Genomic DNA, 26,233 nt, shown 5'->3' with positions numbered 1-26,233 from the left:
ATCCAAGCACATTTTTGAGGAATGTTATGAACGTATTCAAAACCGTTTTATCCAAAATAGGCACGATTTTATTAGTGCTTATCAAGTTCATCTCCTTTATGGCATTGATGTTATTCGGTGCCTACTTACTCGCTCCAATGGGCGAGGTGAATTCTAAAGATATCGATATGAGTCTTTTCACCAATACCCCAAACGAAACCATGATGCTCATTTTCAATTCAGAGTATTTCAGTGGTTATTTGTTCTCGGTCACCATCGCGTTGGTGGTCTTTGTTTTATACCTACTTTGGACAGTGCATGAACTTGCCGTTCATCGTGCAGAAGAAAAGCGCAGCTCACATGTTCAATTGGTGTTTGCATTGTCTTTATGTGGCCTGTTTATTCACAAGGCGTGGTGGGTATTAGCAATCATTATTGCCTTTGCAAATTGGGCTCACATCGGCGAATCGCTGAGTGGTGTGTTACGCAATAGTCGTAACAAGATTGATGAGTTGAAATCCCCCAATGATGCGATTCAAAAAGTAGAGGAGTAATACAATGAAAGAAGTCATGATTCCTTATATTTTGCTGATGTGGATCTTAGTATCGACAGGGGCAATAAAGTGGACATTACGTAGCGGTTTTTGGATTGTGTCTGGCGGGGTATTTATTCTTGTTGTACTAGGGATATTGTCTCGACTTTGGGCTCCGGTCGATCTTACTTATTCTTCGACCATTAAAGCGCCACATGCAGTGTTATCTCCTTTGCTAGGTGAAGAGATTGAACAAATTCATGTCGGGCACAACCAAACCGTTAAACAAGGTGAGGTGATTTATACCTTGGTTGATACTAAGTCAAAAGCGGATGTCGAAAAAATCAAAGCATCGATTGTCACCAATGAAGAAGATATCGCGCAAATTGATCGCGACTTAGCACGTGCGAAAGCGTCACCTGATATCTTTAAAAAGCGTGATGTTGAGTATTACCGCTCACAACGTCGTATTGCAGAAGCTGCACTGAGTTCACTGCATGCAGACTTAGATAAAACCCATTTTGAACAGAACCGCAAAACGGTGCGAGCACAGTTTGACGGTCAAGTTGCGGTGGTCAATGTCGCTGATGGTAGCCGTATCGGTAATATGCATATCTACGATACCAGCCGAAAATTCTTGGAAATGCGCATTCCTGATCAAACATTTAGATATGTTGAGAAAGGACAGTTTTCAGAGTTTTATGTGGATGCTTACCCTGGTGAAGTCTTCCGTGCACGTGTTCACAGTATTACCACAGGCACAGGTGAGGCATCGATTTCACCAATGCAAGGCCCGCAAAGTGTGCGTCAACATGTTGGCTCAAATACCAGCAGCCATGGTCGTACTGTCGTGCTAGAAATATTTGAACCAGAAGGCAAGGTTATTCCGATTGGTGCGACAGGCTCAGCTTGGATTGCAGCCAATAAGCCACACCCATTTTTCGGTTTCATCGATGTGATTGGCGCCGCAACGGTTCGTCTTCACTCTTACAAGTCTTACCTAAACGCAATCTAACGTGATTAAGTTGCCTCACTGTTAGCTGGGGCGGCTCTTGTTAATTGTTAAGATGATTATTAAGGTTTTATATGAAAACTACATTATCCCTGCTGCTTATATCTTTGCTCGTCGCAAACAATGCCTTGGCAGGCGCATACATGTTCCCAGAACTTGGGGGAGCAAACATCAGTACCGCTGGTGCGGGTGCACAGGCCGTTGCAGAAGGTGCTGAAACTGCTTATGCAAACTCGGCAGCAATGACCAAAATGAGCGAGCCAACCATTGCATTTAATGTGCAAGGCATGGTGTCAGATATTCAATTTACCGATACAGGTTCGGATGGATTATTTGCTGGTGGTGAATCAAGTACACAAGCAGGAAGCGCCATGCCTGCGGGATCGGTTTACTATGTTGCGCCACTTAATGATAAGTGGAGTGCTGGTATTGCGTTAGTGTCAGCAGGTGGGTCGGTGATTGACTATGGCGCTGATTTTTCTGGCGCTATCTTGTTGCAAGATGCCATGCTTATCACAGCGCAATTAAACCCAAGTATCGCGTACAAAGTGAATGATAATTTGTCCTTGGGTGTTGGGGCCGTCGCCGAATATGGCATGCTCGAACAACGATTTGCAGGAACCGATAAATTTCAAATTGAAGCCACAGGCAGCAGCCTTGAATTTGGTTACACAGCAAGTGCTTTATACGAGTTTAATGACAAGCATCGTGTGGGGTTTTCGTATCGTTCTGAAATTGAACACGACATGGACGGCGACTTAACTCTGTCTAACCAAGGGGTTGATTCAAGCGTCGGTATCATCATGCCAGCTAACGCCACAATGAGCGGTTTTCATCAGCTGACTGATAAAGCGAGCTTGTTATGGAGCTTAGGCTGGATGCAATTTAGCAGTGTTGAGACGACAAATATTACGTTAGATTCTGGCGTATTTGACATTCAACGTCAGTGGGAAGATACAGTCACCGCCAGTATCGGTGGTTATTATCAGCTTAATGAGCAATGGCGTCTTGAGGGCGGGGTGTCTTACGAAACGTCACCACAAGATGATCCCACCATGCAATATCCTGATGTGCCAACGGGCGAACTTTGGAAGTATGCCGTAGGTGCCACGTATGAGATGAATCATCATTGGCGCTTTAATGTGTACTATGAGTACCTTGATGTTGGTCAACCGAGTATTGAATATGCGTTAGCTGATTCAACATTACGTGGTGAATATAATGCCAATATTCACTTCTTTGGAGTGATGACTAACTATCGTTTTTAGCAGTGGGTCAATCGCCAGATGATTAATATGTGTTCAACCCCTTTTTGGCCGAAAATGCCGTTTACAAGCATTTTGCACATTAAGGGGCTGAACGTATATTGTTGAAGTGTAAGTATGACTTCATGTACTAAAGTACTTAAAAAGCTAAATGCGCCAAAGCATTAATGCTTTATGCCATGACTGTCCTCACCGATTAATATCAAATTAGGGTTGTCAGCATAATCAGGGTGTTGCTGCCAATTACTGCTATCGATAATCCATGGTTGTAAACAGGCTCTATCGGTCACACAGGGATCGGTTAGTGCCTCCATAAATTCAACGACTTTATCGGATTGCTCAATATTGATATCGATTTCTGGTGCTGGCGAATGAGATGTTGATTCATCAAAGCTTTGACGGAATAAGAAGCGTGTATTTTCAAATGCGTATGGGTTCATATTGTAGTAAACCTGCTCACAGCTCTCACCATACTTGTTCATTAAGTCGACGACAGAGGTCAGTTGACAATAATCGGCATTATTGAGCTCATTAAATTGTGAGTCGGCATTGAGTATTGAGCTAATGCCTAACAGGTCATTCATGGCGCCACCAGGGTTACCATAAACATCCATTACCTGCGATAGCGTAGATAAAGCACCGTTATGCATATACGGCCCAGTGACCGCAATGTTCAGTAATGGCGAGGTGCGAAAATGATAAGCATCGCCTATATCGCCTGTAATATTTTGGCGTCCAAAATCGCTGTCGATGACAAACTGATTGCTATCACCATTACCTGGGCCGACTTGGCCTAGACCGATGGCGTGGAATTTACCGTCAGTAAACGCATCTCCAGTATGGCATTGGCTACAAGCTGCGCCACCTTCGTCACCTGCTGTCATGAACAATACCGCACCAACTTTTTGATTAAAGCTGAGACTATCGATGTTGTTATTGGCTTCACCACGCAGCGCTGCGACATACTCTTTCCATGGGGTGTTTGCAAAGACCATTGACTCTTCAAAGGCGGCCAGAGCTTCAGCAATACGATCAAATGTCACCGTGTTATTGCCATAGGCCGCTAGGAATAGTGCTTCCCATTCTGCATGACCTTCAAAGCGAGCTGCTAACATTGAGCGATATGCTTGATGACTGTCACCTAGGGGCTCGTCGCCACGCATTTCGTTATGGGTAATAGTGGGGAAACGAGATTGTGCATTGGCCAATGATGCACCTAACGGGATATTACTATCTGCGCTGCTGAAGTTAGCGGAGTCAGGGGTGATGATGCCAGCATCAGTACCACGGGCATTCGGTGTACCGTTGATGCTTTCGATACGGCCATCCCAAAACAGCCCTCGATCTAACAGACCTAGATTAAACACGGTTGGCGCATTGCGACCTATCACAGGGTAACCCGCAAGTTCATCACTATCACTGCCGTTAAAGTATCGACCTGAACCGAGTAAGTTAGGCGCAAAGTCGTGAAATACATCAACGGCATCGTATCCCACAGGCCATGATAAATTGTCACCACCACCGAGCGCTGGATGATGACAAGAGGCGCAGGCGGTATCGTATTCACCGCTTAATCGTTTTGAATAAAACAGCGCTTTACCTAACTGGGCTTTAGCATCATTAATATCAGGTAAATTGCGACCAGTTGTAGGATCACCCGTTAATCCTTGCTCATTAATAAGCACTTGAGCATGCACATCTACTGGCGCAACATCACCTTCGATAGTACCTAAACCGTCATCAAAGGTTATCGCCTCGCCATCTTGAATATCAATAGCTGCCAGTTGCGAGTCTGACGTACCAGCCCGCACTACTCTGACTAACATGTTATCACTTCGCCCTTTAAACCAATTTAACCCTGTTTTGAAATTGATAAACCATGAGTCTTGTGAGAACTCGATCATAGGCGACGAGCTCCAGGTGTAATCATTGGTGGTTGAAGGGAAAATGGTGAGGTTAATGGCAGGGGAGGCAGTGCTAAAATCTATCAGTGAAAATAGCTCTTTATTATTAGGTAAACGCCAATCGCTGTAGCCTGCCAGTTGAGTATTTTGTGCGTATTCAAGTGCTAGGCCCCAGTCCATCGCTTCTGCTGAGCCATTATCGCAGTTAAGCCCATTAAGGCCAGCAACACATTGTGCCCACATTAGGCCAGTGGCTAAATCGGTAACGGTACCGTCATCATGTACGGTGTAACGTTCATCTGGGGTTTGCTGCGCACTATTGGTGGTGGCGATAGGGTCAATCACTCGCACTAAGCGCAATGCTGCTGGCTGGTAACGCTGAATATTTTTGTTATTACCGAATACGAATTGAAACGCCCATGCATAAAACGCTTGATGTTCGCCGTAATAAGGCATTGAGCTCCAGTAAAACTCGCTAACCGTATTGGGAAAATATTGCCCGTCAATTTTAGACGCAAGATTGCCATTGCTATTGGTAAAGGTGGAACCGAAATGGGCAATTGACATTAACTGATGATTACTCGGTACTCGCCAGTCACTGTAGCCACAAAGGTTAGCTTCATTGGTGCCAATTATTAAGCTGTTCCAATCATCATAGTAATCTCCTTGACGTTCGGGGTGCTCTCTTTCGAGCGCAGTTAATCCTCCCCAGCGGTAGGTTTTATTGGCATCGTGAATGCCGCCATCCTGAGTTTTTACCTCCCACATTAAGCCTGTGCGATTATCCCTAACACATGCCCAAGGTGCGGTTTGATAGTCACCACTGCCGTTATATTCAGTGCCATCTGCATTGATACGGGTAAAATCAAAACCGCTTTGACTCGTACTAGCACTTCGGCCTTGATTGCAATCTTGAGCGAGCGTTGTGTTATCACTTGCAGAGAGTGTCGTACTGCAATCAAAACCATTTCGGTTGTAGTCTGCGCCAAAGGTAATGCCGGTATCGTTAAGGGCTGCCGTACCGAGATTGAAACTCACTGGTGGTGTTTCACCGTCTTCGCCGCTACCGTCATCATCTTCACCGGTGCCTGAGTCGCCGTCGTCTCCATCATCATCACCATTATCATCACTATCATCATCGCCGCCAGAATCGATGGGGGTTTCGCCAATGTCTGTTTCGTCTTGATGGCTATCCGTGCTATCGCCGCCGCAACCCAATAACATGAGACTGAGTAACATTGAGCAAAGTATACGCAGCGTGTGGTTTGTTTTTAGTTTAATTATCACTGTGCTTCCCTTATGAGTTGTTCATACAGGGGTAGCATAATTAATCAAAGATGAGCAGAAGATGAGCGAGTGTTATTTACTGTAGTTAAGTGACATGTGTAACTGCTGTTCACTAAGCCTGGCGTGCAACTTAAGAGATAAGGCCTGGGCAGCACTATGGGCAATAGATAGGCCTAATCCTACATGTTGGTTATCTGTTCTTGCTTTGTCTTTTCGCCAGAGGCGATCAAACATGGTTGTTAAGTCATCTTCAGCGAGATGAGGTGCATGGTTGCTGATTCGAATGATTGATTGTTGGCTTTCACTGTCAATAATGACGCGACTATTTACCGGGGCATAGGCGATGGCGTTGCTGATTAGATTTGAGAAAATAACGCGCAGTAAGCGAGGATCACTCACTATGTATTGATCTTGAGTGACTAATTGACTGATGGTGATATTTCGCTGCTGTATTTGAGCGGTTTGTAATGATAAACACTCTTCAATGAGCGTGGTTATATTGACTTGTTCCAGTATTGTTTCAGCGCTTGAGTTTTCGATTCGTGCTAACGACAGCAAGCTATCAATGGTTTGCTGTAATTGAGCTGATGACTCTGCAATATACTGAAAATCTTCAGATGAAGATTGCTCTGGCCATTTCAAAGCAACTTCGCTGGTGGTTCGCATTGCGGCCAATGGGGTGCGTAGCTCGTGGGCTAAGTCATTATTAAATTGACGCTCTCTGGCAAAGCTTTGTTCTAACCTTGCGAGCAGTTGATTGAGCCTGTCGACTAATGGGCTGATCTCAGAAGGGACATTGGTTGCAATTAATCGGTTATGCAACGAGCCAGCTTCGACTTTTGCAACCTGTTCAGACAAGTTCTGTATTGGCGTTAATGCTTTACGAATAGCAAACACCAACATGACTGATAATAAGGTGCAAAAAAATAACCCGCCAGCAATCAATTGCAGTGCATATGTGGACAACTGTTGATTTATCTCTTCTCGATTTATGGCCACTGATATGACTACTGCTGGTTTTCTTGGGCCACCTTGAACGGCAAATGAATAAACACGAATAGCATCGCCGTTACTTAACTGACTGTTATATTCGACATCATTTGAGTGAACTGTTTGTTGTAAACTGCTGGGGGCAGGTAGGTGATTATCACCAAGACTGATGGACTTACGCAGTGTTTGACCTTGTTTGTCCCAAGATTGTAGATAGTAATTGCTATTTTCATTGTCGAGTTTTGACATGATATTAGCGCTAAAATCTTGATTTAACGCCGCAGGTGGAGTGAACCGGTTAGGCGGTCTTTTAAGCGTGAGTTTTATGATGCGAGCAAATTCATTCAACTCATTAGTGAGGCTGGCATTCAATCGACGCTGCTCAGAAAGGTACAGAGCAGATATCGCTAATATGGCGATGTTCACAAAGCAGGGAACTAGCCAAAATAGTAACTTGGCGCGAATGCTGGTCATGGTTTTTCTGCACTGATCATGTAGCCCATTCCTCGACGAGTGTGGATAAGCGGGGCGCTGTTGCTTGATACACTAATCGCTTTTCGTAAGGCGCAGACAGCGGTATCGACCACATTGCTGCTAGGTGAGACTTGTTCGTCATAGATATGTTGTTCTATTTGAGTTCGAGAAATAACCTTATTGGTGTTCAGCATCAAATATTCCAATAAAGCAAATAACTGCGATGGTAATGATATCGATTGTTGTGCTCGCATTACGGTTTTCGCTGAGCGATCCAATTCCAAATCGGCGACAACAAGTTTTGGCGAGCGGTTTTGGTATTTACGCCTTGCTAGGGCCTCGACACGTGCGATGAGCTCTTCAATGGCAAAGGATTTGACTAAGTAATCATCGGCGCCCAAGCGCAAACCTGCAACACGATCTTCAATGGCGTCTTTAGCGGTAAGGAATAAAACCGGAGATTCATTATTGGCTTCGCGTAACTGCTTTAATACGTCTCGGCCATCTAAACTTGGCAGCATAATATCGAGAATAATGACATCATAATCGTGCTCAAGCGCCATCCATAAACCTTCTTGGCCATCACCTGTGGCATCAACGGCAAAACCCGATGCTTTAAGCGCTTTGATCACAGGTCGACGTAAGGCTTCTGAGTCCTCGACCAATAATAATTTCATATTACATTCTCTTATTGATGATAGTGACATTAATGAAGTCAATCACTTAGGTCTTTACCGTTACCACAATGTTCGAGCAGGGGTGATTATAATCAATATACTAAAGGTAACATGAGCAGAAGGTGAACACGGAATAATCTTACTTAAATTACTCTATATCCTTAGCCTATTTAGGTTGTGAGAGCCCTCACTGTTGTTGAAGAAGGGATTTGCTCGGCAACCTTACCATCACTGCAGTGTTAGGTGATGTGTAAGGTTTGTTGAAGTGAGTGCTAACTGAAATTATTTATTTCTGAAATTAGTTTCAACTTGATCAAGTCTAAAGGTGAAATCTAATAAATGTTTATGCATTTCTGCTTTTGCTAATTCTTCATCATTTGCGATGACAGCTTTAACAATAGGATCATGTAAACCAGCAGGGTGCATTTCATCATGGTCTGGTTCGAACTCTTGTGCGGTATTACTGATCACTTTGAGTAAGGATTTCACAATAGCCGCTAAGAAGCGGTTGTTGGACATGTCAGCTAGCAGGTAGTGCACATTTTGGCGTAATTTGACTGTTTCTTCATAACTAAGTATTTGGGTTTCATTAGCACAGGCTTCAAGCAGTTTTTCAGCCATTTCAGGGGTACAATTTTTGGCCGCTAAACCCGCCACCATTGGCTCAATCATTTGTCTGGCATTACACACTTCTGAAAAAGACATTTGATCCATCAGAAAAAGTTCTTGGCACACATTGATTAAACGCTCGAAGGTGATGCTTTTAACAAATGCGCCGCCCATAGCGCCTTGTTTGATTTCAACAAGCCCGCTTGCTTCTAATCCTCTGATAGCTTCACGAACAACGGTGCGACTGACTTGAAAAGATTCTACAAGCTCTCGTTCAGAGGGTAACTTGTCACCAGCGATATATTTTCCTTGAAATATGGCATCTTTAAGCTGATTACTTATTTCATTTGACGCTTTAAGTTGTTTGACTGGCTTAAAATCCATCACACATTTTTCCTGAAGTTTACTATGGCAATTATCATAGCATGGGCGATAGGCCATCGCCTCAGGATATCGTGTTGGTTTTGGGGTAAATTGGCAAAAAAACTGATCTGCTTGGTGTTTTTAAGTCTATGTTTCTTCTATAAACATGGGAGATCTTTTGGCTTTTTTTTCTTCTTGCTTTGTTACGAAAAGGATAATTTCGGATACTTGACCAGGTTGCTAGAAGCGAATTTTTTGCTCCATTTTAGTTAAGGATAATGCGATATAAAAATACACCTTTTATTTTTAAGCCTTTGATAAATAGTAAGTATGACCCTGTTTTTAATAGGTAAAACACTTGTTGTAATGCTCCTTTCTCACTGCCCCCATCATCTTGCCTAATACGTATATTAGCCTTTTACAACCTTGTTACTTAATGGATCACAAAATAACTTTTTTTTGAGATCGACCGCATAAATGTCACCTTAGATCCTTTTGGTTAAATGTTATATGTCATACATTAGCCCTAAAGGGGTAGGACATAGCAAATTTCGTTTCTATCAAAGTGCGGCTTACTCCTTTTCTGACGCAAACACACTAACCCTACTTTGATAAGTAAGTAGCCTTTGCTGTTTTGACAGAGTTCATTGTTGCTGGTGGCAGCGTGGAGCTTCTCATTTACGGCGAATGCAAATGGAGTTTTAAAATGAGTAAAGACAACGTTATCGATCAGTACACTGCGAATGTGCTTCAAAATGGTATTTCTCGTCGTAGTTTTATGACACGTGCAGTACAAGGTACTGGCGCCGTGGCTTTTGCTGGATTAGGGGGGATGGCAAGTGCAACTGCTGCAGAGTCAGGAGCTGAAGCAGCTCATGCGTCTGTCGGTGGTGCGACATTAGATTTCATGCCGAAACCAAAACCAATCGCTGATAAAGACATTGCTTCGACGCAAACATTTGACGTGGTAGTAGTGGGTGCTGGTGCTGCGGGCGTCCCAGCTGCACTTTCTGCTGCTGAAAACGGTGCCAAAGTTGCTGTATTGCAAAAGCAAGCCATTGTGGTTTCACAAGGTAATACCGGTTCAGGTTTAGACTTAAAAAACTGTGACAAAGCAGGTGTTGAAGCCATGGTGTCACGTTTAATGAGCGACAGTGCTCACCGTTGTCATCCTGAGCTTGTCCGAGAGTGGGCATACAACTCTGGTGAAGCCATTTCTTGGGTGATTGACCGTGCTAAAAAAGGTGGCGCGTCAGTGGTTGACCAAGGTACTGGTCCTCAACATGGTATTCATGGCGTCACCGAGCATAAGCTTAACTTTGTGACGTCATATTTCGGACCAAAGCCTTATACCGCTGGTGACGGTATGCGCGACTTGGCTAAAACAGCAGAAAAAGCGGGTGTGAAATTCTTCTTCAATACGCCAGCGCAACAACTTATTCAAGATGCATCAGGCAAAGTGATTGGTGTTATCGCAAAAAGCCGTGATGGTAAATACCACAAATACATGGCCAAAAAAGGCGTCATTTTATCGTCTGGTGATTACCAAAATAATGAAGCGATGTGTAATTTCTTCATCCCTGATTTGAAGAACTTCGAACGTAAGCAAATGGAACGTACAGGTGACGGTTTCAGCATGGCTTATTGGGCGGGTGGTGTCATTGAACCTGTTGGCCACACTAAGATGTTGCACGATTTTGATGCTGGCCCTGCTTCTATGTGTGATATGCCATTTCTTGCTGTTAATCGCAAAGGTAATCGCTTCGTTAACGAAACCGTTGCGATGTCATTAATGAATAACTATCTCCGTGACGAAGAAAATGCAGGTCATTACAGCCAAATCTTCGACTCAAATTACATGACAGAAGCAGCAGACTGGCCAGGCAAGCTTTACTCTCCTGAGCAGTTGAAAAAGTATATGCCTGAAGATCCAACACCTAAAACGGGTGTTTATGCTTCGCAAACCAACACCTATGTGGCTAACACAATCGAAGAGTTAGCTGAGAAATTAGAGTGTGACCCTAAGACTTTAGCTGCGAATGTGAAGCGTTATAACGAGCTTTGCGCAAAAGGCATGGATGATGATTTTGGCAAGCCTTCAAGCAAAATGCTGCCAGTTGTAAAAGCGCCTTTCTACGGTATTCATCGTCGTATGCGTATCTCTACTATTTGTTCTGGCATGTTGGTGAATAAAAACCATCAAGCTTTGGATGCCGATGGTAAGCCGATTGGCGGCCTATTTGTTATCGGTAATCTTGGCGGCGGATTCTATGGCGGCGTTGATTACCCACTAACGGCATTCGGTCTATCGCTAGGGCGTTGTTACACCTTCGGTTACTTAGCAGGTAAGCACGTCGCTAACTTATAAGTTGCAAAGAATATCTGATATGGAAGCCTGAGCATCAGGCATCCATTCCAAATGACTTGATGGAAATGGAATAAAACAATGAACAAATTTATCTTACAAAATATCTTGCTTGCAATGGCATTGACTGTGTTTGCTAATGGCGCAATCGCTGCTGATAAGTCGTTAGGTAACACCCATAAAGCTGCTGGTGTTGAATGTAGCGATTGTCATGAAACTAAGCCTCCTCAAGCGGTGCCAATGTTTAAGTGTTTAGAGTGTCATGACACTAAAGATTTGGCGGAAACGACTAAAAATGTCATGCCAACAAACCCACATGAAAACCGTCACTTTAGCACTGAGACTGACTGTACTTACTGCCACAATCAGCATAAAGCATCTGAAAACTACTGTGGTAGTTGTCATCTTCGATTTGATTTTGTTGTGCCTTAGCCAATGAGCGAGTCCAGCAATTAACTAATTTTTGATTTACAAGGATGACAAAATGAAAACAAAACTACTCCCTTTAGTGGTGGCGTGCATGACCGCAAGCCCAGCGTTCGCTGCCGATCCCATCTCAAACTTGTTTGATGAAGGTAGCTTTAAAGGTCAATTTCAATTATTCGATTTTCAACGTGATTTTGATGGCGAGACGACTGATCGTCGTGATACATCGTTAGGCGGATTATTTTACTTACGTTCAGGCGAGGCAAATGGTGTGAGCTTCGGCGGTTCTTTTGCTTCTGCTAACCCCATTTGGGATGCGAACAGTGAAGGTATTTATGGCCTTGTTGGTGGTGGAGCACCAGGTAGTATCGCTGAACGTGAATCGGTTAATCGTTTACAAGAGTACTTTGTGTCGGGTAATTGGTTTGACACTAAAATTACCGTCGGTGCACAAGAACTGCGTACACCTATGATGAATCCGTTCCCATTGCGTGCGATTCCATTCACCTACCGTGGTGCGAGTGTTAAAAATACCTCTATCGATAACTTAGCCATTTCGGCTTTGTATATCACTGACTACATGGGATGGACTGAAGAGTCTTTTGTAAGTGTGTCAGAGGGGATTCAAGGAGAGTTAGCACGCAGCGGTATTATCGTTGATGTTGATGACAATCCTATGTTGGCATTAGGCGCAAATTACACTTTACCAATCGATGCTATTAAGGCTAAAACGAGTGTTTGGTACTACTCAATGCAAGATGTGTACGACCAATATCACATCAAGTTTGATTTGAGCGGTGAGTTAGGGGCGACTAATTGGTACTTCAAACCGTCGTATTTGAAGCAAGATTCAATTGGTAATTTAGATAACACCGCAGCGCAGTTTGACACTTATCAAGCAGGTTTCCACCTCGGTATGAAGTGGAATGGCTTTGATGCAACAGTGAAATACGTCACTACTGGTGACGGGAATATCATTGCGCCATTTGGTGATGAAAAAGTAATCATTCAGCAAGTTGTTCAATCGAGTCGAGCGAATGAAGATGCCTATGGTGCACAGTTAGCTTATCGATTTGCCCCTAGCTCTGCCTTGAATGGGGTGAGTGCTTATTTGAATTATGCAAATTATCAAGTTGATGGTGATTCAAGCCAAGATATCGACGAAACCGATTTGTCAGTCCGTTATGACTTAACTGAATACGTGGAAGGCTTAAGTGTTCGAGCTCGCCATGCCATTGTTAATTACGCGACAGGCGACGACCTAACGGATACTCGATTCTACATTTATTACAAATTCGAGGTGTAATTAGCGCTTTTTTTCATATTTCATCATTTACCTTTTTTGCCCATCTCTCTTTGATTGATGGGCTTTTTTTTGTCAGTAATTAGCTTGCATCAAGTGGGAAAAAAGCTGCAAAGATGAAGTAAAAGTGAAGAAATCAAAGAAAGGCCAGAGCGCGCAACATGATAAAAATATGCCCGTTTATCGAGTGATAATCGGGCATATTGTCTTCTTTAATAACGCAATAAGCGATTAGAAATAGTAGCCAAAGTTAATGTTAAAGCGCTTGTTAGTATCGCCATTACCGACCATAGTGCCGCCAATAAAAGGTTGGTTTTCGGCAACAACATAATCGAAGTAGGTGTAAAGACCTCCTGCTGACACTGCCATACCCGTAACATTCATAAAGGTGTCTTCAAGTGATGCAGACTTACCTGTAACCAATGAATAATCGTTATAAAAAGTTAAGTTAGATACTGGGCCAAAATCAATCGGCAAGCTGTATGCGACATTTGCGATGTAAGTGGTCGCTTCGGCTGGGATGGAGTCATAGAAGTGATAAGCTGCAACCACTATACGGTCAACGTCCATACCATCGACATTGTACTCATAATCAGTGACCTGTAATTTCACGTTCCAGCGATCATAATCGAGAATACCGTGAATCGCTGCCGCAAAATTGTCACCATCAGTGCCGTTAGCAATTTCTAATTGGCCAGCTTGTACTGAGCCGCCTAATTCAACGCCCAGTTTGTCAAAAGTAAAATTGTGGGCGTAACGCAGATTAAAGGTGTTGACTTCACCGGCTTCATAACCTGCTGTTGGTGCATCATAAGCATCCTCGCCATCTAAGCGAATTCCCACGACATCGTAGGCATAGCGGTCAGTACGATCTGACACAAACCCATCAATTCCACCTTGTTCATCATTCTTATAAAAGGCGACATCAAAACGGTTTACGTCGCTTTTGTATGTGTAATTTAGGCCCATATCATGGTCATCTTCTAGACCAAGATAAAAGTTAGAACTGAAAAAGTAGTTATTCGATGCGTAGGTGAGCATGCCGAACGGCACCTGAGTGACCCCGATTTTACCTTGTTGATGCTCGTCAAAGTTATAGCCAATCCATGCATGTTGCACCACATTCATGTACTCAAACCAACGGTATTGTGCTGAATAGATTAAGTCGCCGTAACTGCCCGAAACGTCGATTCTAAATAGGTCGAAGTCAAAATCACCACCACGATCGGCATTAGCATCATTAAAGTCTTCATAGGAGTAATTGACTCGTACTGCGCCACCAAAGTTGACCTTGGCTTCGGTTTTCTCAACCGTTTCCAAAGCTTCGACGACTTCAACTTCATTGATGACGACAACATCCTGTTGTACGGGTTGCTGCGTTTTATTGGCAGCCTCTTGTTGTGCTTCTAGCTGTTCAATTCGTTCTTTTAACGCTTTTAGCTCTTCTTCAATCGAGCTTGCATTGGCAGTCGTGGATAACGCTAAAGCAATGCAGGTAGCGGCAAGTGAATAACGAGTCATCATTTTTCCTATGGGATAAAGTGAAGGAGTGTTTAGTATATGTTATTAACGTTATCTTGCTGTTGATGAAATGCGTAAAGTGTGAGGTGGCGGGTAAAAGGCCTGAATATTAACGCTTAATTGCTAATATAAGGTCTGCTTATGTTTTTATTATCGTTTTTATCTTAATTTTACCGCAGTGTTAGCCGTATCAGTTTGGGGCTGATGAACGCAATGCTGCCTGCATTGGTATGATGCGATCCTTCATCAGCGATTCGTTGACCTTTTATGTTTCCTTCAAAATAGACCTTAATTCTTGTTGGCTCCTCTTTGACAACGGAATATTCAGAAGCGCGTTCCAGTTGTATTTATTGCATTGTTAAATAGGCATTTCCATGTTCAAAAATCTTTCACTATTTGCCATGTTGGTGGCTTCATCACATGCAATGGCAGAGTCATCATACTTTTTTGATGAGCAAGATGGTCAGCTCGATTTAGGGCATCATTTGGCGGAAAATGCCTACGGTTTTTTACCCGTCCCAGTGATTATTACTGAACCCGCAGTGGGCTTTGGTGGCGGATTAATGGGACTGTTCTTACATGAAACAGAAGAAGAGAAAGCATTAAGGAAACAAAAGGCACTTGAGTCTGTAGACGGTGGAGCGCAACTTATTCCTGCTGCAATGACTCTAGTGGGCGCAGGTGGTACAGAAAATGGTACTTGGTTTGCACTGGCTGGTCATCGCCACTCTTGGCTTAATGATCGGATCCGCTACACAGGCGGTGCTGGTGCAGCCAAAGCGAATTTAAACATTTATACCGATTTGGGTGGGATATTGCCTCCGAATCAAAGTATTAAGTTTGATACATCGACAGAGGCTTTTTTTGCACTGCAAAAATTACAATTTAGAGTTGCAGATACGCCATTAATGCTTGGCGTTAAACAGATATGGTCAGAGTCGAGCGTATCATCGTCAAATCAAATTATTGATTGGTTACTGCAAAAAGCATTAGGTGATAAGCATACGACATCTGGCTTAGGGCTCGTGGCAGAGTTTGATACCCGTGACAATATGTTCTTTCCTAAAAACGGCTATATTTTGTCAGCTGAATATATGGCTTTTGATGAAGCTTTTGGATCGGATAGTCATTATGCGACCTTGAATGCCAGTGCTGAAGCTTACTTTCCTATCGCTGATAAGTGGACATTTGCGGTGGCGGGCAGCTATGACGAAATTTATGAGAAAGACACTGAATTATCGCCCACCGCTAAACCATATGTTGATATGCGAGGCGTATCGGCGTTTCGCTATCAAGGGGAGCAGGTAGGAACGTTACAGGCGCAATTGATGTATCACATTGATCACCGCTGGACAGTCTCAAGTTTTTACGGCTATGGCGTCACGCAAAATGAATCATTCAAAGATGGTCTTGAAAGCGTTAATGCTTACGGTGTTGGCTTTCGCTACCAAATCGCACGCCGCTATGGTATTCACATGGGGATAGATATTGCAGCCAGTGATGAAGAAAATGCGCTTTATTTTAAAGTGGGATCCGGTTTTTAACTGATTAATAGATAATTTAATCCTCTAGTCGGTTAAATATGCGAGCCGCCATAACGGTATATTAAATAATTAATATGTATGTCTTGTTGTTGTAATATTTATTTGAAATTTGGTTGGCGTTAAAATTATATTTATTGGTTATACTTTGCTATTGTATTTTTGTCTCTTTAGTTGAGTGTAATTTATTTATTGCTGATATTACTACTTAGTTTTATATGAACTTAATTTCTGAGTTGATAATAAAGAGCAAACAATACAGCCTACCAATAAGTTTTGTGGTTAACTTGTTATGCTTGTTTTGTAACTGTTTAATTATTGCGTCAGCATTTGAGCTTGTTTGTTTGCGGATTGATTACTGTTATTCAAAGATAAATTTTGTTTTTGTAGTGTTTAGTTGTATTTACTGTTGGTTTTTTGATCAATGTTATTTATGTTTCTATCAGGTTTGTAATTTTTAGATCATATTTTGTTTTGGCTTTAATCTTGGGTTGTTTTGTTTGTGCACTTTTATTTTTGAAGTGTTTTATGCTGGTTTTGTTGTTATTTGTGATATTTTGTATTTTTGCTCTTGCGGCTCGTTTTGCTCTAAGTGGTTGAATGGTAATATATAGATCTTAATTATAATTTTATTGTTCAGACTGGCGGATTATTGGTGAGCTATATTATTGTTAATCGGCAGTGATTAATATTTTTATCCAGTTTGATAAGCCATTGGGGTCTTTGTGCGCGATGTATGAGTTCTTCCATCTAAAAACGCATTTGTTTTTCAACTTTAATACCCATGTCATAAACCTTCCGTGCTGATTATCTTGTTTTTCCATTAAAACTGTAATTTTATTATTTAACTTACTTTCTGTTTTTCTATTGTGGTGTATTCCGAGTTGTTAATTTGTTTCGGTGTATCATTTATTCTTCACTTTACTTAGATGTTAATTTTATTTAATTTGTCGCCGTCTTTAATGACCGTGACTAATAAATACTTTACGGCTTATGTTCAGTTAATGTGATTAATAGAAACATGGCGGTAATGGTTCAAATGAAAGAAATACTTTAATTCCTTTGGAGTGAACATGAAATTTAATGCTAAGAAACTGCTTCTTGTTTCAAGTGTTGCAGCTGCACTAGCGGGTTGTAATTCATCTGATAACGATAAACCAGAAACCCCGCCTGAAAATACGATCGTTTCAATGGATATCCGTCTTATGGAGACAACAGATATCCATACTAACGTTATGCCATACAACTACTTTGAAAGTGCTGAACACAATGAAGCTAACCTACCAGAGTGGGGCTTAGCACGTACTTCTTTAGTGATTGCAGAAACTCGTAAAGAAGTCGCTAATAGCATGTTGTTTGACAATGGTGACTTGATTCAAGGTAGTCCAATGGGCGACTACATGGCAGCACTTGGCGCAGAGCACTTAAAAGGTGAGAAGCACCCAGTTTACAAAGCGATGAATCATTTAGAATATGATGCTGCTAACTTAGGTAACCATGAATTCAACTATGGTCTAGAGTACTTAGATGAAGCACTTAAAGGTTCAGATTTCCCTTACGTTGGTGCAAACGTGTGGAAAGCTGATGATTCACTAGAAAAAGTGAGCGCAGCTGCTGATGAATGTGAAGTTCGCATTACTGAAGATTTCTACGAAACTGCTGAGCACATGTATGACCCATATGTGATTTTAGATCGTGAATTTACTGCTGCAGATGGTGAGACATACACGGTAAAAGTGGGTGTGATTGGTCTTACTCCACCAGACATCATGGGTTGGGATGCTGCTCACTTAGTGTGTAACGTTGTGGTTTCAGACATCAAGAAAACGGCTGAACATTACGTACCAATCATGAAAGCTGAAGGCGCAGACGTGATTGTTGCTATCCCGCATTCAGGCTTAAACAATAATGATGACGAATTTGCTGAAAATGCATCACTGCATTTAGGTTACGTTGAAGGCATTGATGCCATCATGTTTGGCCACGATCACCGTGACTTCCCTAACTCGACTGGCGAGTATGGTGACATTCCAAATGTTGATGCAGAGAAAGGGCTAATCAACGGTATTCCAGCAGTGATGCCTGGTTACTGGGGTGCTAAGTTAGGTGTGATTGATTTACGACTTTTCTCTAAAGATAAAGGTGAAACTTGGGCGGTTGACCATAGTTTCTCGACTGCAGAACTTCGCTCATTAGTTGAAGGCTCTGACGGTGCTATCGAAGATTTAGTTGAAACTGAGCATGAAGGCACAGTGGAATACATGGCTGACTCAATTGCTGATATCGACGTCAACATGAACAGCTTCTTCCCGCAAGTGGTACCTGATTTATCTATTCAAGTCGTTAATGAAGCGCAACTTCACCAGTTAAATAAATGGAAAGCAGAAGGCGAGTTCGCTGATGCTTCAGAAGATGCGATTTTCTTATCTGTATCTGCGCCATTCAAGTCTGGTCGTAATGGCGGTACTGATTACACCAACATTCAAGAAGGTGAGTTAACTAACGCATCTGTTGCTGATATCTATGTATTTGATAACAACACGCCAGCAGTATTGAAAATGACTGGTACCGACATGAAGCGTTGGATTGAGTGGGTTAACTCAAATGCATACCGCAGCTTACCGTTATCAGCGGGTGAAACTTTCTTAGTAGAAGAGTTCCCTGGTTATAACTTCGATGCGTTCTACGGTGGCTTCAATGCTGATGGCGAAGGGCTACTTAAGTACACTGTGAATGTTGAAAACGAATCAAGATTCACTGACATCAATGGTCACCAGTACACTGAAACTGAAAATGAGCAGCTAACGAGCCTGACTTACAATGGTGTTGAAATTGCTGACAATGCTGAAATCTATGTGATTACCAACAACTACCGTGCGTCTAACTCAAGTATGCCTGGTGTTGATAACGCTGTGATGGTTAAAGAAGAGTTCGCATTTAACAACCGTGAATTAGTTCAGTTCTACTTAGCAGATCGTTTAGAGATGCAGGAAGGCACAACACTTGAATTCCCGAATGCTAAAGTGTTCCAACTTGAAGCGCCAAACACAACTAGCGTTTCATTTGCTTCGGCTAAGCTTGACGAAGGCTTACGCTGTGCAACAAATGAAATCACAGGCCTGTCTACTGAAGGTGAAGATGGCACTAAAGAAGGCACTGAAGGCTTCACTATCTACAACTTCAACTTTGACTACAGCGGCGAGTTCAACTGTAAAGCTAAGTAAGATGCTTGATAGATAGACCACATATTTTAAGTAATATGTCGCCCTACTTAATACTTGTAATCAAGTCATAAGTAGGGCTTTTTTATGCCTGTTTGAACGTGCGGATTGACTAAGCTGACACGGCTCACAGATATGACATATCAGTCACCTAGAATGTGAACAATCTTACGGTTTATCGCCTTAAAAGCACGTACGTTAATAGGTATTACTATTCAGCCATGTCCGTTTGGCTGCTTTTATTTCAAGGGTCTTATAATGTTTGAAACAAATCCAGATAAAGCGTTTTTCGAGCGTGCTAATCAATTCATTAATGTTGCTAACGAGAATAATCAAGATCCTCAGGTGAAAACGGGAGAAATCAGTGCCTCTTTTATGTACTCACTTGCTCGTTATAACGCTTGGTTTGCATCAACAAGCTTTGATAATGCAGAGCAAATGAAGCAGAAAAAAGCAGAAATGGTTGCATACTATGTTGAAGAATATCGCAAGCTGCTAGAAGGTAATATGGAAGATTACATCACTAACTTTGACGAGTACCGTAAAACTCAGAAGTAAGCTTCAAAATGTATAACAGCATAAAAAAGCCACTTCTCAGTGGCTTTTTGTGTATCTCTATAAAACGGACTCAGCTTTTATTTTGGTGTGTTCGGCAACTGAATCAGTTTTTTTAGGCGTTTTATTTGCATTCCATTGTTGCAATAACTTGTCTACAAAAACTTTATCTTGGGCTGAAGAAGCTGTGACAAGTAAGAAAAATTCATCTTTATTCTCTAAGAAAATGTTTATTTGTGTTTCTTCAGTTTCTGAGTCGCTATATTCAACAGTTATGTTTTCAACTGAGGTAAATGCTGCAGAAACTTTGTGTAATTCATCATTTTCTGTCCAGTACGAAAATACGTTGTCTTGAGTGAAGCCATTGCCTGCTTCTTGCAGGCTAAAAAAGGATTCACTGTAAAAATAAATTGGGCTGGATCCTGCTTGAATCATCTCATTATCTTGCATAAAACTAATATCATGTTGCCAGAGGTTTTTACCGTTGATAACGTCGTTTTTAGCAATTAAATTGGCCTCCTGAGCTAGTATCAAAGCGAGCAATGGAATCGCGCAAATCATGAATACCCAATTTCGAATATAGAGTGTTGAATTTGCAATGTACGCTTCAGAGTCACGTCCGTTTACTTTGTTTGCATATAGAACTAAGGGTAAAAAAAGCGCAATAGGGATAATGTAACTTACAACACTTACACTTATATTGTTATTTACTATGTTGTAGCTGATTAAAGCAATGAAACTTAACCCTGCAGCCCAAGTGGGTATCAGCCAATTACGCTTGTTTCGTTGTTCGCTGTCTACTTCCATCCACATAAATAAAGCATAGAACCATAAGGGATTGAAAAACGCTCTCGCAATAGGCCAAATATCAGATCGATGTGTTGCTTTAATGAATTGCCAGTTTTTGTAGCTCCAATATGGTAAGTATAAAGAAAAAGAAAAAAGACCTAACAGAATGAATTTTTTGAATGAAATTGGATAAAAAGTAGCAGTGGTTTGATGTTTCGTTTCATCTAATAGGCTGACGATAGTAAAAAGCACACCAATACCGAAACAAATTATCGCTACAATCCAATATGTTAACCCTCCAAGCTCGTCAATGAATACTTGTAGAGTTGAAGGTTCATTAATAACTGTAGGAGTTGATGGGTTATCAAAGTCAACAATCCCATACGAGTCAATGCCAGTAACATTAGCTAAAGCATTGGAATACTCTTGAATATCTGAGGGTTTAACGTGATCAACTTTTGATTGATAAGAATAGTTTAGTGTGAGTAAGTTGCTTTCTTTATCAAAAGTTAGCTTGAAAATGGTACTAAAAAAACGGTTATCTTCTTTGATGAGTTCTGGATCAAAATCCCAATTTTGAGGACGAAGTTTGGCAGTAATAACGCCTTGTATTGTTAGAGGGTGGGCTAAAGCTATTTCACGTACACCAAAGCCTTCAGGCATACTAAGGTAAGGAGCGATCTGGCTTTCGTAAAAATAGATTTTATATCCTTCATCATCGTCCTGAGTCCAAGCAGAGGTTAAACGATAGTTCTCCTCAATGGAGAGATTGCCTTGTTGAGGGTTAAAGTCAACTTTTAAAGGTTCAGCAATTTCAATGCCATTGAAGATTGAATTGTAGTAACTTGCATAGGTTTCAGATAATTCTGTAACACTATTATTTTCAATCCTAGCACGGAGTTGACGTGCTTTTTGACCCGTTAAAGTAACAACAGAATTAAAAGTAGAATTACCTTTCACCCCCTCACTTAAGTCGTAGTGCTCTTTAAAGTCAATTTTGCTACCACTATTGCTATTAGCTAGTGATTCTAATGCTTTGTTGCCATCTTTTATTACTAATCCAAATCCATAATCTGGCTGATAAAGTTCGTCGAGATTGACGTCTTGATAAAGTAACGTTGGGTCAAGCCAATAAGTTTTTTCATCTAACTCAGCTTTGACAATCGCATGGTTAAAAGTTTGTGGTGAAGGTAAATATTTATTTAATATTTTACCATTTTCAGAATTTACTAGTGTTGCTGAAGCTGTAATATTGAGTTTTCTTAACAGCGCTAAAAGTAAGACTGTTTTATCTTTGCAATCTCCGTATCTTTTTAGCAAGGTCTCGCTCGCTTTTGCAGGGAAATGGCTATTACTACCCATCTCTAATCCCATATAACGGATATCCTGCTGTACAAAATTGAGTGCCAAAACTAGCTGTTCTTTAGGGACACTAGACTGCTTTTTAATTTGCTGCACTTGGCGAGTAATTAAATCACTGTCATCAACTTGTTTCTCAAATAATGGTAGTGCCCAGTTAATAACTGATGCCCAGCTTGGCAAACTACTAACTTCTACGTATTCGTAAGGGCTGTACCAGATTGCAGCATCTGAGCTAATACTGAGTGGGGCGTTATCTTGAAGTAACAATTGATAGTCAGTTTCTTTCCCTAGTTTAGTGGTTTTGAACTGACGTTCGCTATTATGAAATTTGACATTGAGTGGTGTAGACCTTCCCCATATAACTCGAAGGAATTGCATGTGTATAGGCACGCTCCATTGCAGCGAACGATTATAGGAAAAGTGATTGTTATAGACTGGATTAGCACCTTCGCGCGTATAACTATACTCTATAGTATCTCCTACCCGGACGTCGTTTATTAACCAAAATGCGGTTAAGGTTCCATCATAGATTAAGTCGGTTGCTGAATCTCTTTTATCTAATGAAAATTGGCTCTCAAGGTTTTTATTAATGCGCTCGCCATCTCGATGGAGTGTTATGCCATGAAAAGCAATTTTTTCATAAGTTGGATCAAAGTCGATAGAGATTTGAGATACATACTCTAGCCCTTTGGCTGTAACAGCTTTGGTGACATACCGGCTAAATTTTAACGTATCGCTATCTGAAACCTTGATCTGATTGTCGAGAATGACGTGATATACCCCATCGGATAATTCTGTTGAATCTGGTTCAGGAGGGGAGTCATTATCAATGGTTTGAACCCATTTAGGTTGAGTTGTAAGCACAACTCCTTTTTCAGCAAAACTATTTTTGTACCAAGTTTTATCTAAATTATGCCGTGTTAAATTTGCCTTTATTTCTTGTTCTTGGGCATTAATAGAGAATGTTGGAAGAGTAATGGTCGTAATAACAAAAATAAAAGCAAACAGTTTCTGAATTAAGAGTACAAATATAAATTGTGTCGAACACCAAGACATTAAGCTAATCCTTTTGCTTATAAAATAGAGTGTTAAGCGATATTTAAATCAATGAGAAATTTAGATTTATTGTGGGCGCTTCATTTTTGAAACAAGATGATGTTAATACAGTTTTGTGTAATTGTTAAATAGAAATAAGGTCTTTAGCCTTTCTTTAAATTTTAAAGTGACATCAACAATAATGAAAACAGCTTACATTCTTTAGCTTAAGTGAAATAACACTGGAGTAGATAGTTATAACTTTGACGAGTACCGTAAAACTCAAAAGTAGTGATTAACGCCATTCGTAGTTTAGTCATTAACCACGCTCAATGTTATTGAGCGTGGTTTTTTATCGCCGGTTATAACCTAAGTGCATTTGCTAATGTGCTTTGCCTGTCACTAAGTCCTTGTCAGCGAGTTGGTTGATGGTTTGAGCGTTCAATAGCCTGATTAACCTGTGCAATAAGTTGCTGTTTTTCAATTTCAGTTAGCTTCATTGTCGTTCGCACACGTTGGCTTGCATAACTCGGATCGATTCGATACCAGTGGGTTAACACCCTAAGCAGTAAAGCTGACTTTAATGGGTGATTGACCATATTTGTGGCAAGTTCAAAACTGACTTCAGGCTGTTGGCTCACACCAAAGTAGTCAATATAACTGCGGATAGCCTCATTTTTTAATCCACCGTCCAAGGTATTAATCCACTCAATAGCATTGGCTGCATCAGAAATGGGCCAATGTGTCATTAAGCTATAAACCAACTTGGTTTGCAGCACTTCTGGATATTGATGAATGGCGTCTATGCTCGCTTGGTGCTGCTGTTTACTCAGCTGATTGGCAATCGATATCATGGCATTTTGGCTAACGGCTTCAGATATTTGGCTGTTATCGGAGAGGTATTGCATTACCTCAAGGGGAGCCTGTTGTGACCAAGCATTGAGTAATGACTGAGTTGCCTGTTGTTTTGATAAGTCGTCATGGATGCTATCAACCCAAAGTAGTGCAGCTTCAACATCTTTATGGGTAAGGTGATTAATATAATGAGCAATAATACTTGGCATCACATCAAAAGCGGACAAGCTGAGGATCATTTCGCCTGCGCCTAGCTCATCTTCTTGCATATAACGCTGCAACACCGGAGAGTAGTATTCACCGAGTTCGTTGGTTATTGGTTGCTGTTGCAGCCAGTGTAAAACGGCGTGAATATCGTGATTACTCCACTGTTGCAGTAGATTTTTGATAATCGGTGCGCGTTGTTCAAATGAGGTAATTTGGTTTGCTTGCTCAAGCCTAGCAATAAAATTGCTTGTATGTTGGTTTTTGCTGGCTTGTTCACTTGCTCGTTCAGCTTGTGCCAATAAGCGGTTATTAGCAGTCGCTACAGGTTTATAGGGTTGTAATACGCCTGTTTTTGGCTCATCTAGTCGCAATTCATGGAAGCCTTTTGGCAGCTGCTGTTGTAGTAAAAGGCGACCGAACAAGCTCAGAGCAGTGGTCATTAGAGCCAAGATGATGATGTTGTGAGTGGTTATGTTTATCGTCACTTTGTCACCTTTTTTAGTTACACCATAAAACCTTCATCGTTATTGAAGGAGCGCCAGTTAACAAGCTTATTGGCTGCATACATAAACTGATCGAGTTTATGTAACAATAAGCTTGTAACGGTTTGGATAGGTGAGTTTAATGCAATATTAAGTCGATTAATTAACCGTAATATTGACCGTATCTACCTTACCTTTATTTTTGGTTTTTACTGTAATGACAGCATTACCCCGTTTACGCGCGGTAACAACGCCATTTGAGTTAACCACGGCAACAGTGGCATTACTTGATGAATATGTGACTTTTTTATTGGTGGCGCATTGCGGCAATACCGTAGTATTCAGGCTAACAGTTTGGTTTTTAGCAAGCACCTTAGAAGCTGGTGTGACTGTCACCCCTGTTACCGGAACCCAAGTAGTAGGGCAATCATTACCATTACCAGGATCGGTCGGATCGGTTGGGTCAGTAGGATCGGTTGGCCCAGTGCCACCGTTGGTTTTAAACCATGTTCTAACGTAGTCAACTTCCATTGAGGTTGGGTAACCGGCAGATGGTCGTTGATCTGATGGATAGAACTGGTTACATCTAAATTCAGTTAATGGGGCACGTAATCCCTGTGACAGCGTTAAGTTCATCTGACGATGCCAATATTTATTTTCCTTAGTGGCGATTTCTTTACCATCGACATACCAAGTGATACTGTCTTTAGTGACGTTTACACCATAGGTATGAAAGTCGTTGCGAGGATCATAAGGCAGAATTATTTGATTGTGATTAAATGGCACTTTTAACGGGCGTTGCCAAGTGGGCTCACCATTAATGACTACAATGTTGTGTAGGTCATGATCTGATTTTCTAACTTCATTTTTTTGCGTTAACTCAACCACATCAATTTCGCTGTATTGCACATCGCCGTCTTCAGTCAGGGTGCGATCAATCGTACTATACATCCAAAATGCAGGTGATACTCCAGGGTAAGTACTTGCGCCTTTAATTCTTGCTTCGTAATAACCGTAATTACCCGTTGCACGTGATTTAGCTATGCCTGAGGTGTAGTACAAAGGGTAGTTTGGCACTTGTTTTTTATTACAACCATCCCAGAAAGTACGAGTGTGATTTTCACGTCGAGTGGTTAGAGTCAGCTTGCCGCCAGAAACAACAGCATTACTGTCGCGCCAAGACCAAACGCCAAAGTTTTCAGGCTGAAAGTTCCATTTAGCAGAGTCTTTATTATTAAATTCATCAGAACGCTTGGCTTGTAATACCCAAGTTTCACCAGGTTTAGCAATAGGTGGTGCGCTAGGCGCTGCGGCAAAGCTATGTAGAGAGAAAAGACTGGCAATACTGCATGTGAGTACCGTTAACTTTCTAAGTTTGTTCATAAATAGTCCATTTATTTACTAGGGGAAAATAATGTCAGCTCTTACATTTTCGGGCTATAAGGGCTTATTTTTTATAAGAGGAAACAGTCAACGTC

At 41.5% G+C, this 26,233-nt stretch carries 17 protein-coding genes; 9 read left to right on the top strand and 8 right to left on the bottom strand.

The window, feature by feature from the left end; translation table 11 throughout:
• Positions 1-26: 26 nt before the first annotated feature.
• The 3 genes from SJ2017_RS19785 to SJ2017_RS19775 all read left to right on the top strand — a co-directional run bounded on the left by SJ2017_RS19785 (position 27) and on the right by SJ2017_RS19775 (position 2,792).
• Positions 27-533, top strand: coding sequence for a magnesium transporter (locus tag SJ2017_RS19785; RefSeq protein ID WP_080917105.1), 507 nt, complete (start codon positions 27-29; stop codon positions 531-533).
• A 4-nt stretch (positions 534-537) separates the two neighbouring features.
• The gene (locus SJ2017_RS19780; protein WP_080917103.1) at positions 538-1,527 is read left to right on the top strand and encodes an efflux RND transporter periplasmic adaptor subunit; all 990 of its coding nucleotides are present in this window, start codon (positions 538-540) and stop codon (positions 1,525-1,527) included.
• Positions 1,528-1,598: 71 nt separating this feature from the next.
• A complete protein-coding gene (locus SJ2017_RS19775; protein WP_080917102.1) occupies positions 1,599-2,792 on the top strand; it encodes an OmpP1/FadL family transporter in 1,194 nt (397 codons plus the stop codon).
• Between the two features lie 161 nt (positions 2,793-2,953).
• Here SJ2017_RS19775 and SJ2017_RS19770 read toward each other — a convergent pair whose 3' ends face one another.
• From SJ2017_RS19770 to SJ2017_RS19755, 4 genes are all read right to left on the bottom strand, one after another.
• Positions 2,954-5,932 (bottom strand): Lcl domain-containing protein, encoded by a 2,979-nt coding sequence (locus SJ2017_RS19770; RefSeq protein WP_167692947.1) that lies wholly within the window; start codon positions 5,930-5,932, stop codon positions 2,954-2,956.
• A gap of 120 nt (positions 5,933-6,052) precedes the next feature.
• Positions 6,053-7,444 carry a sensor histidine kinase gene (locus SJ2017_RS19765; protein ID WP_080917099.1) on the bottom strand — a complete coding sequence of 464 codons (1,392 nt, stop codon included), beginning with the start codon at positions 7,442-7,444 and terminating at the stop codon, positions 6,053-6,055.
• Positions 7,441-8,121 (bottom strand): response regulator transcription factor, encoded by a 681-nt coding sequence (locus tag SJ2017_RS19760; RefSeq protein WP_055025567.1) that lies wholly within the window; start codon positions 8,119-8,121, stop codon positions 7,441-7,443. The genes SJ2017_RS19765 and SJ2017_RS19760 overlap by 4 nt, the downstream gene beginning before the upstream one ends.
• Positions 8,122-8,403: 282 nt before the next feature.
• The gene (locus SJ2017_RS19755; protein ID WP_055025566.1) at positions 8,404-9,114 is read right to left on the bottom strand and encodes a FadR/GntR family transcriptional regulator; all 711 of its coding nucleotides are present in this window, start codon (positions 9,112-9,114) and stop codon (positions 8,404-8,406) included.
• 685 nt (positions 9,115-9,799) lie between these two features.
• Between SJ2017_RS19755 and SJ2017_RS19750 the strand changes: the two genes are divergently transcribed.
• The 3 genes from SJ2017_RS19750 (at position 9,800) to SJ2017_RS19740 (ending at position 13,190) form a co-directional block, all read left to right on the top strand.
• The gene (locus SJ2017_RS19750; protein WP_080917097.1) at positions 9,800-11,461 is read left to right on the top strand and encodes an FAD-binding protein; all 1,662 of its coding nucleotides are present in this window, start codon (positions 9,800-9,802) and stop codon (positions 11,459-11,461) included.
• 78 nt (positions 11,462-11,539) lie between these two features.
• Entirely contained in the window at positions 11,540-11,890 is a 351-nt protein-coding gene (locus tag SJ2017_RS19745) for a cytochrome c3 family protein (protein WP_080917096.1), read from the top strand.
• A gap of 52 nt (positions 11,891-11,942) precedes the next feature.
• Positions 11,943-13,190: an OprD family outer membrane porin gene (locus tag SJ2017_RS19740; protein ID WP_080917094.1), complete on the top strand. Its 1,248-nt coding sequence runs from the start codon at positions 11,943-11,945 to the stop codon at positions 13,188-13,190.
• A 228-nt stretch (positions 13,191-13,418) separates the two neighbouring features.
• Here SJ2017_RS19740 and SJ2017_RS19735 read toward each other — a convergent pair whose 3' ends face one another.
• A complete protein-coding gene (locus tag SJ2017_RS19735; RefSeq protein ID WP_080917093.1) occupies positions 13,419-14,708 on the bottom strand; it encodes a hypothetical protein in 1,290 nt (429 codons plus the stop codon).
• A 374-nt stretch (positions 14,709-15,082) separates the two neighbouring features.
• On the opposite strand from SJ2017_RS19735, the gene SJ2017_RS19730 reads away from it, so the two are divergent.
• From SJ2017_RS19730 to SJ2017_RS19720, 3 genes are all read left to right on the top strand, one after another.
• Positions 15,083-16,252 (top strand): BamA/TamA family outer membrane protein, encoded by a 1,170-nt coding sequence (locus tag SJ2017_RS19730; RefSeq protein ID WP_080917091.1) that lies wholly within the window; start codon positions 15,083-15,085, stop codon positions 16,250-16,252.
• Between the two features lie 1,070 nt (positions 16,253-17,322).
• Positions 17,323-19,473 (top strand): bifunctional 2',3'-cyclic-nucleotide 2'-phosphodiesterase/3'-nucleotidase, encoded by a 2,151-nt coding sequence (locus SJ2017_RS19725; protein ID WP_080917090.1) that lies wholly within the window; start codon positions 17,323-17,325, stop codon positions 19,471-19,473.
• A 255-nt stretch (positions 19,474-19,728) separates the two neighbouring features.
• Positions 19,729-20,028: a DUF3144 domain-containing protein gene (locus SJ2017_RS19720; protein ID WP_055025560.1), complete on the top strand. Its 300-nt coding sequence runs from the start codon at positions 19,729-19,731 to the stop codon at positions 20,026-20,028.
• A 57-nt stretch (positions 20,029-20,085) separates the two neighbouring features.
• Here the strand turns inward: SJ2017_RS19720 and SJ2017_RS19715 are convergent, their stop codons facing one another.
• The 3 genes from SJ2017_RS19715 to SJ2017_RS19705 all read right to left on the bottom strand — a co-directional run bounded on the left by SJ2017_RS19715 (position 20,086) and on the right by SJ2017_RS19705 (position 26,138).
• Positions 20,086-23,232, bottom strand: coding sequence for a DUF3857 domain-containing protein (locus SJ2017_RS19715; RefSeq protein WP_080917088.1), 3,147 nt, complete (start codon positions 23,230-23,232; stop codon positions 20,086-20,088).
• A gap of 392 nt (positions 23,233-23,624) precedes the next feature.
• Positions 23,625-24,758, bottom strand: coding sequence for a hypothetical protein (locus tag SJ2017_RS19710; RefSeq protein WP_080917087.1), 1,134 nt, complete (start codon positions 24,756-24,758; stop codon positions 23,625-23,627).
• Positions 24,759-24,914: 156 nt separating this feature from the next.
• Entirely contained in the window at positions 24,915-26,138 is a 1,224-nt protein-coding gene (locus tag SJ2017_RS19705; RefSeq protein ID WP_055025557.1) for a family 16 glycosylhydrolase, read from the bottom strand.
• Positions 26,139-26,233: the final 95 nt, after the last annotated feature.

Origin of the sequence: Shewanella japonica (genome assembly GCF_002075795.1) — a bacterium.
In the GTDB taxonomy this organism is placed as follows: Bacteria; Pseudomonadota; Gammaproteobacteria; order Enterobacterales; family Shewanellaceae; genus Shewanella; species Shewanella japonica.
The sequence above is the reverse complement of the archived record's forward strand: the minus strand, read 5'-3'. Positions and strand labels throughout refer to the sequence as shown.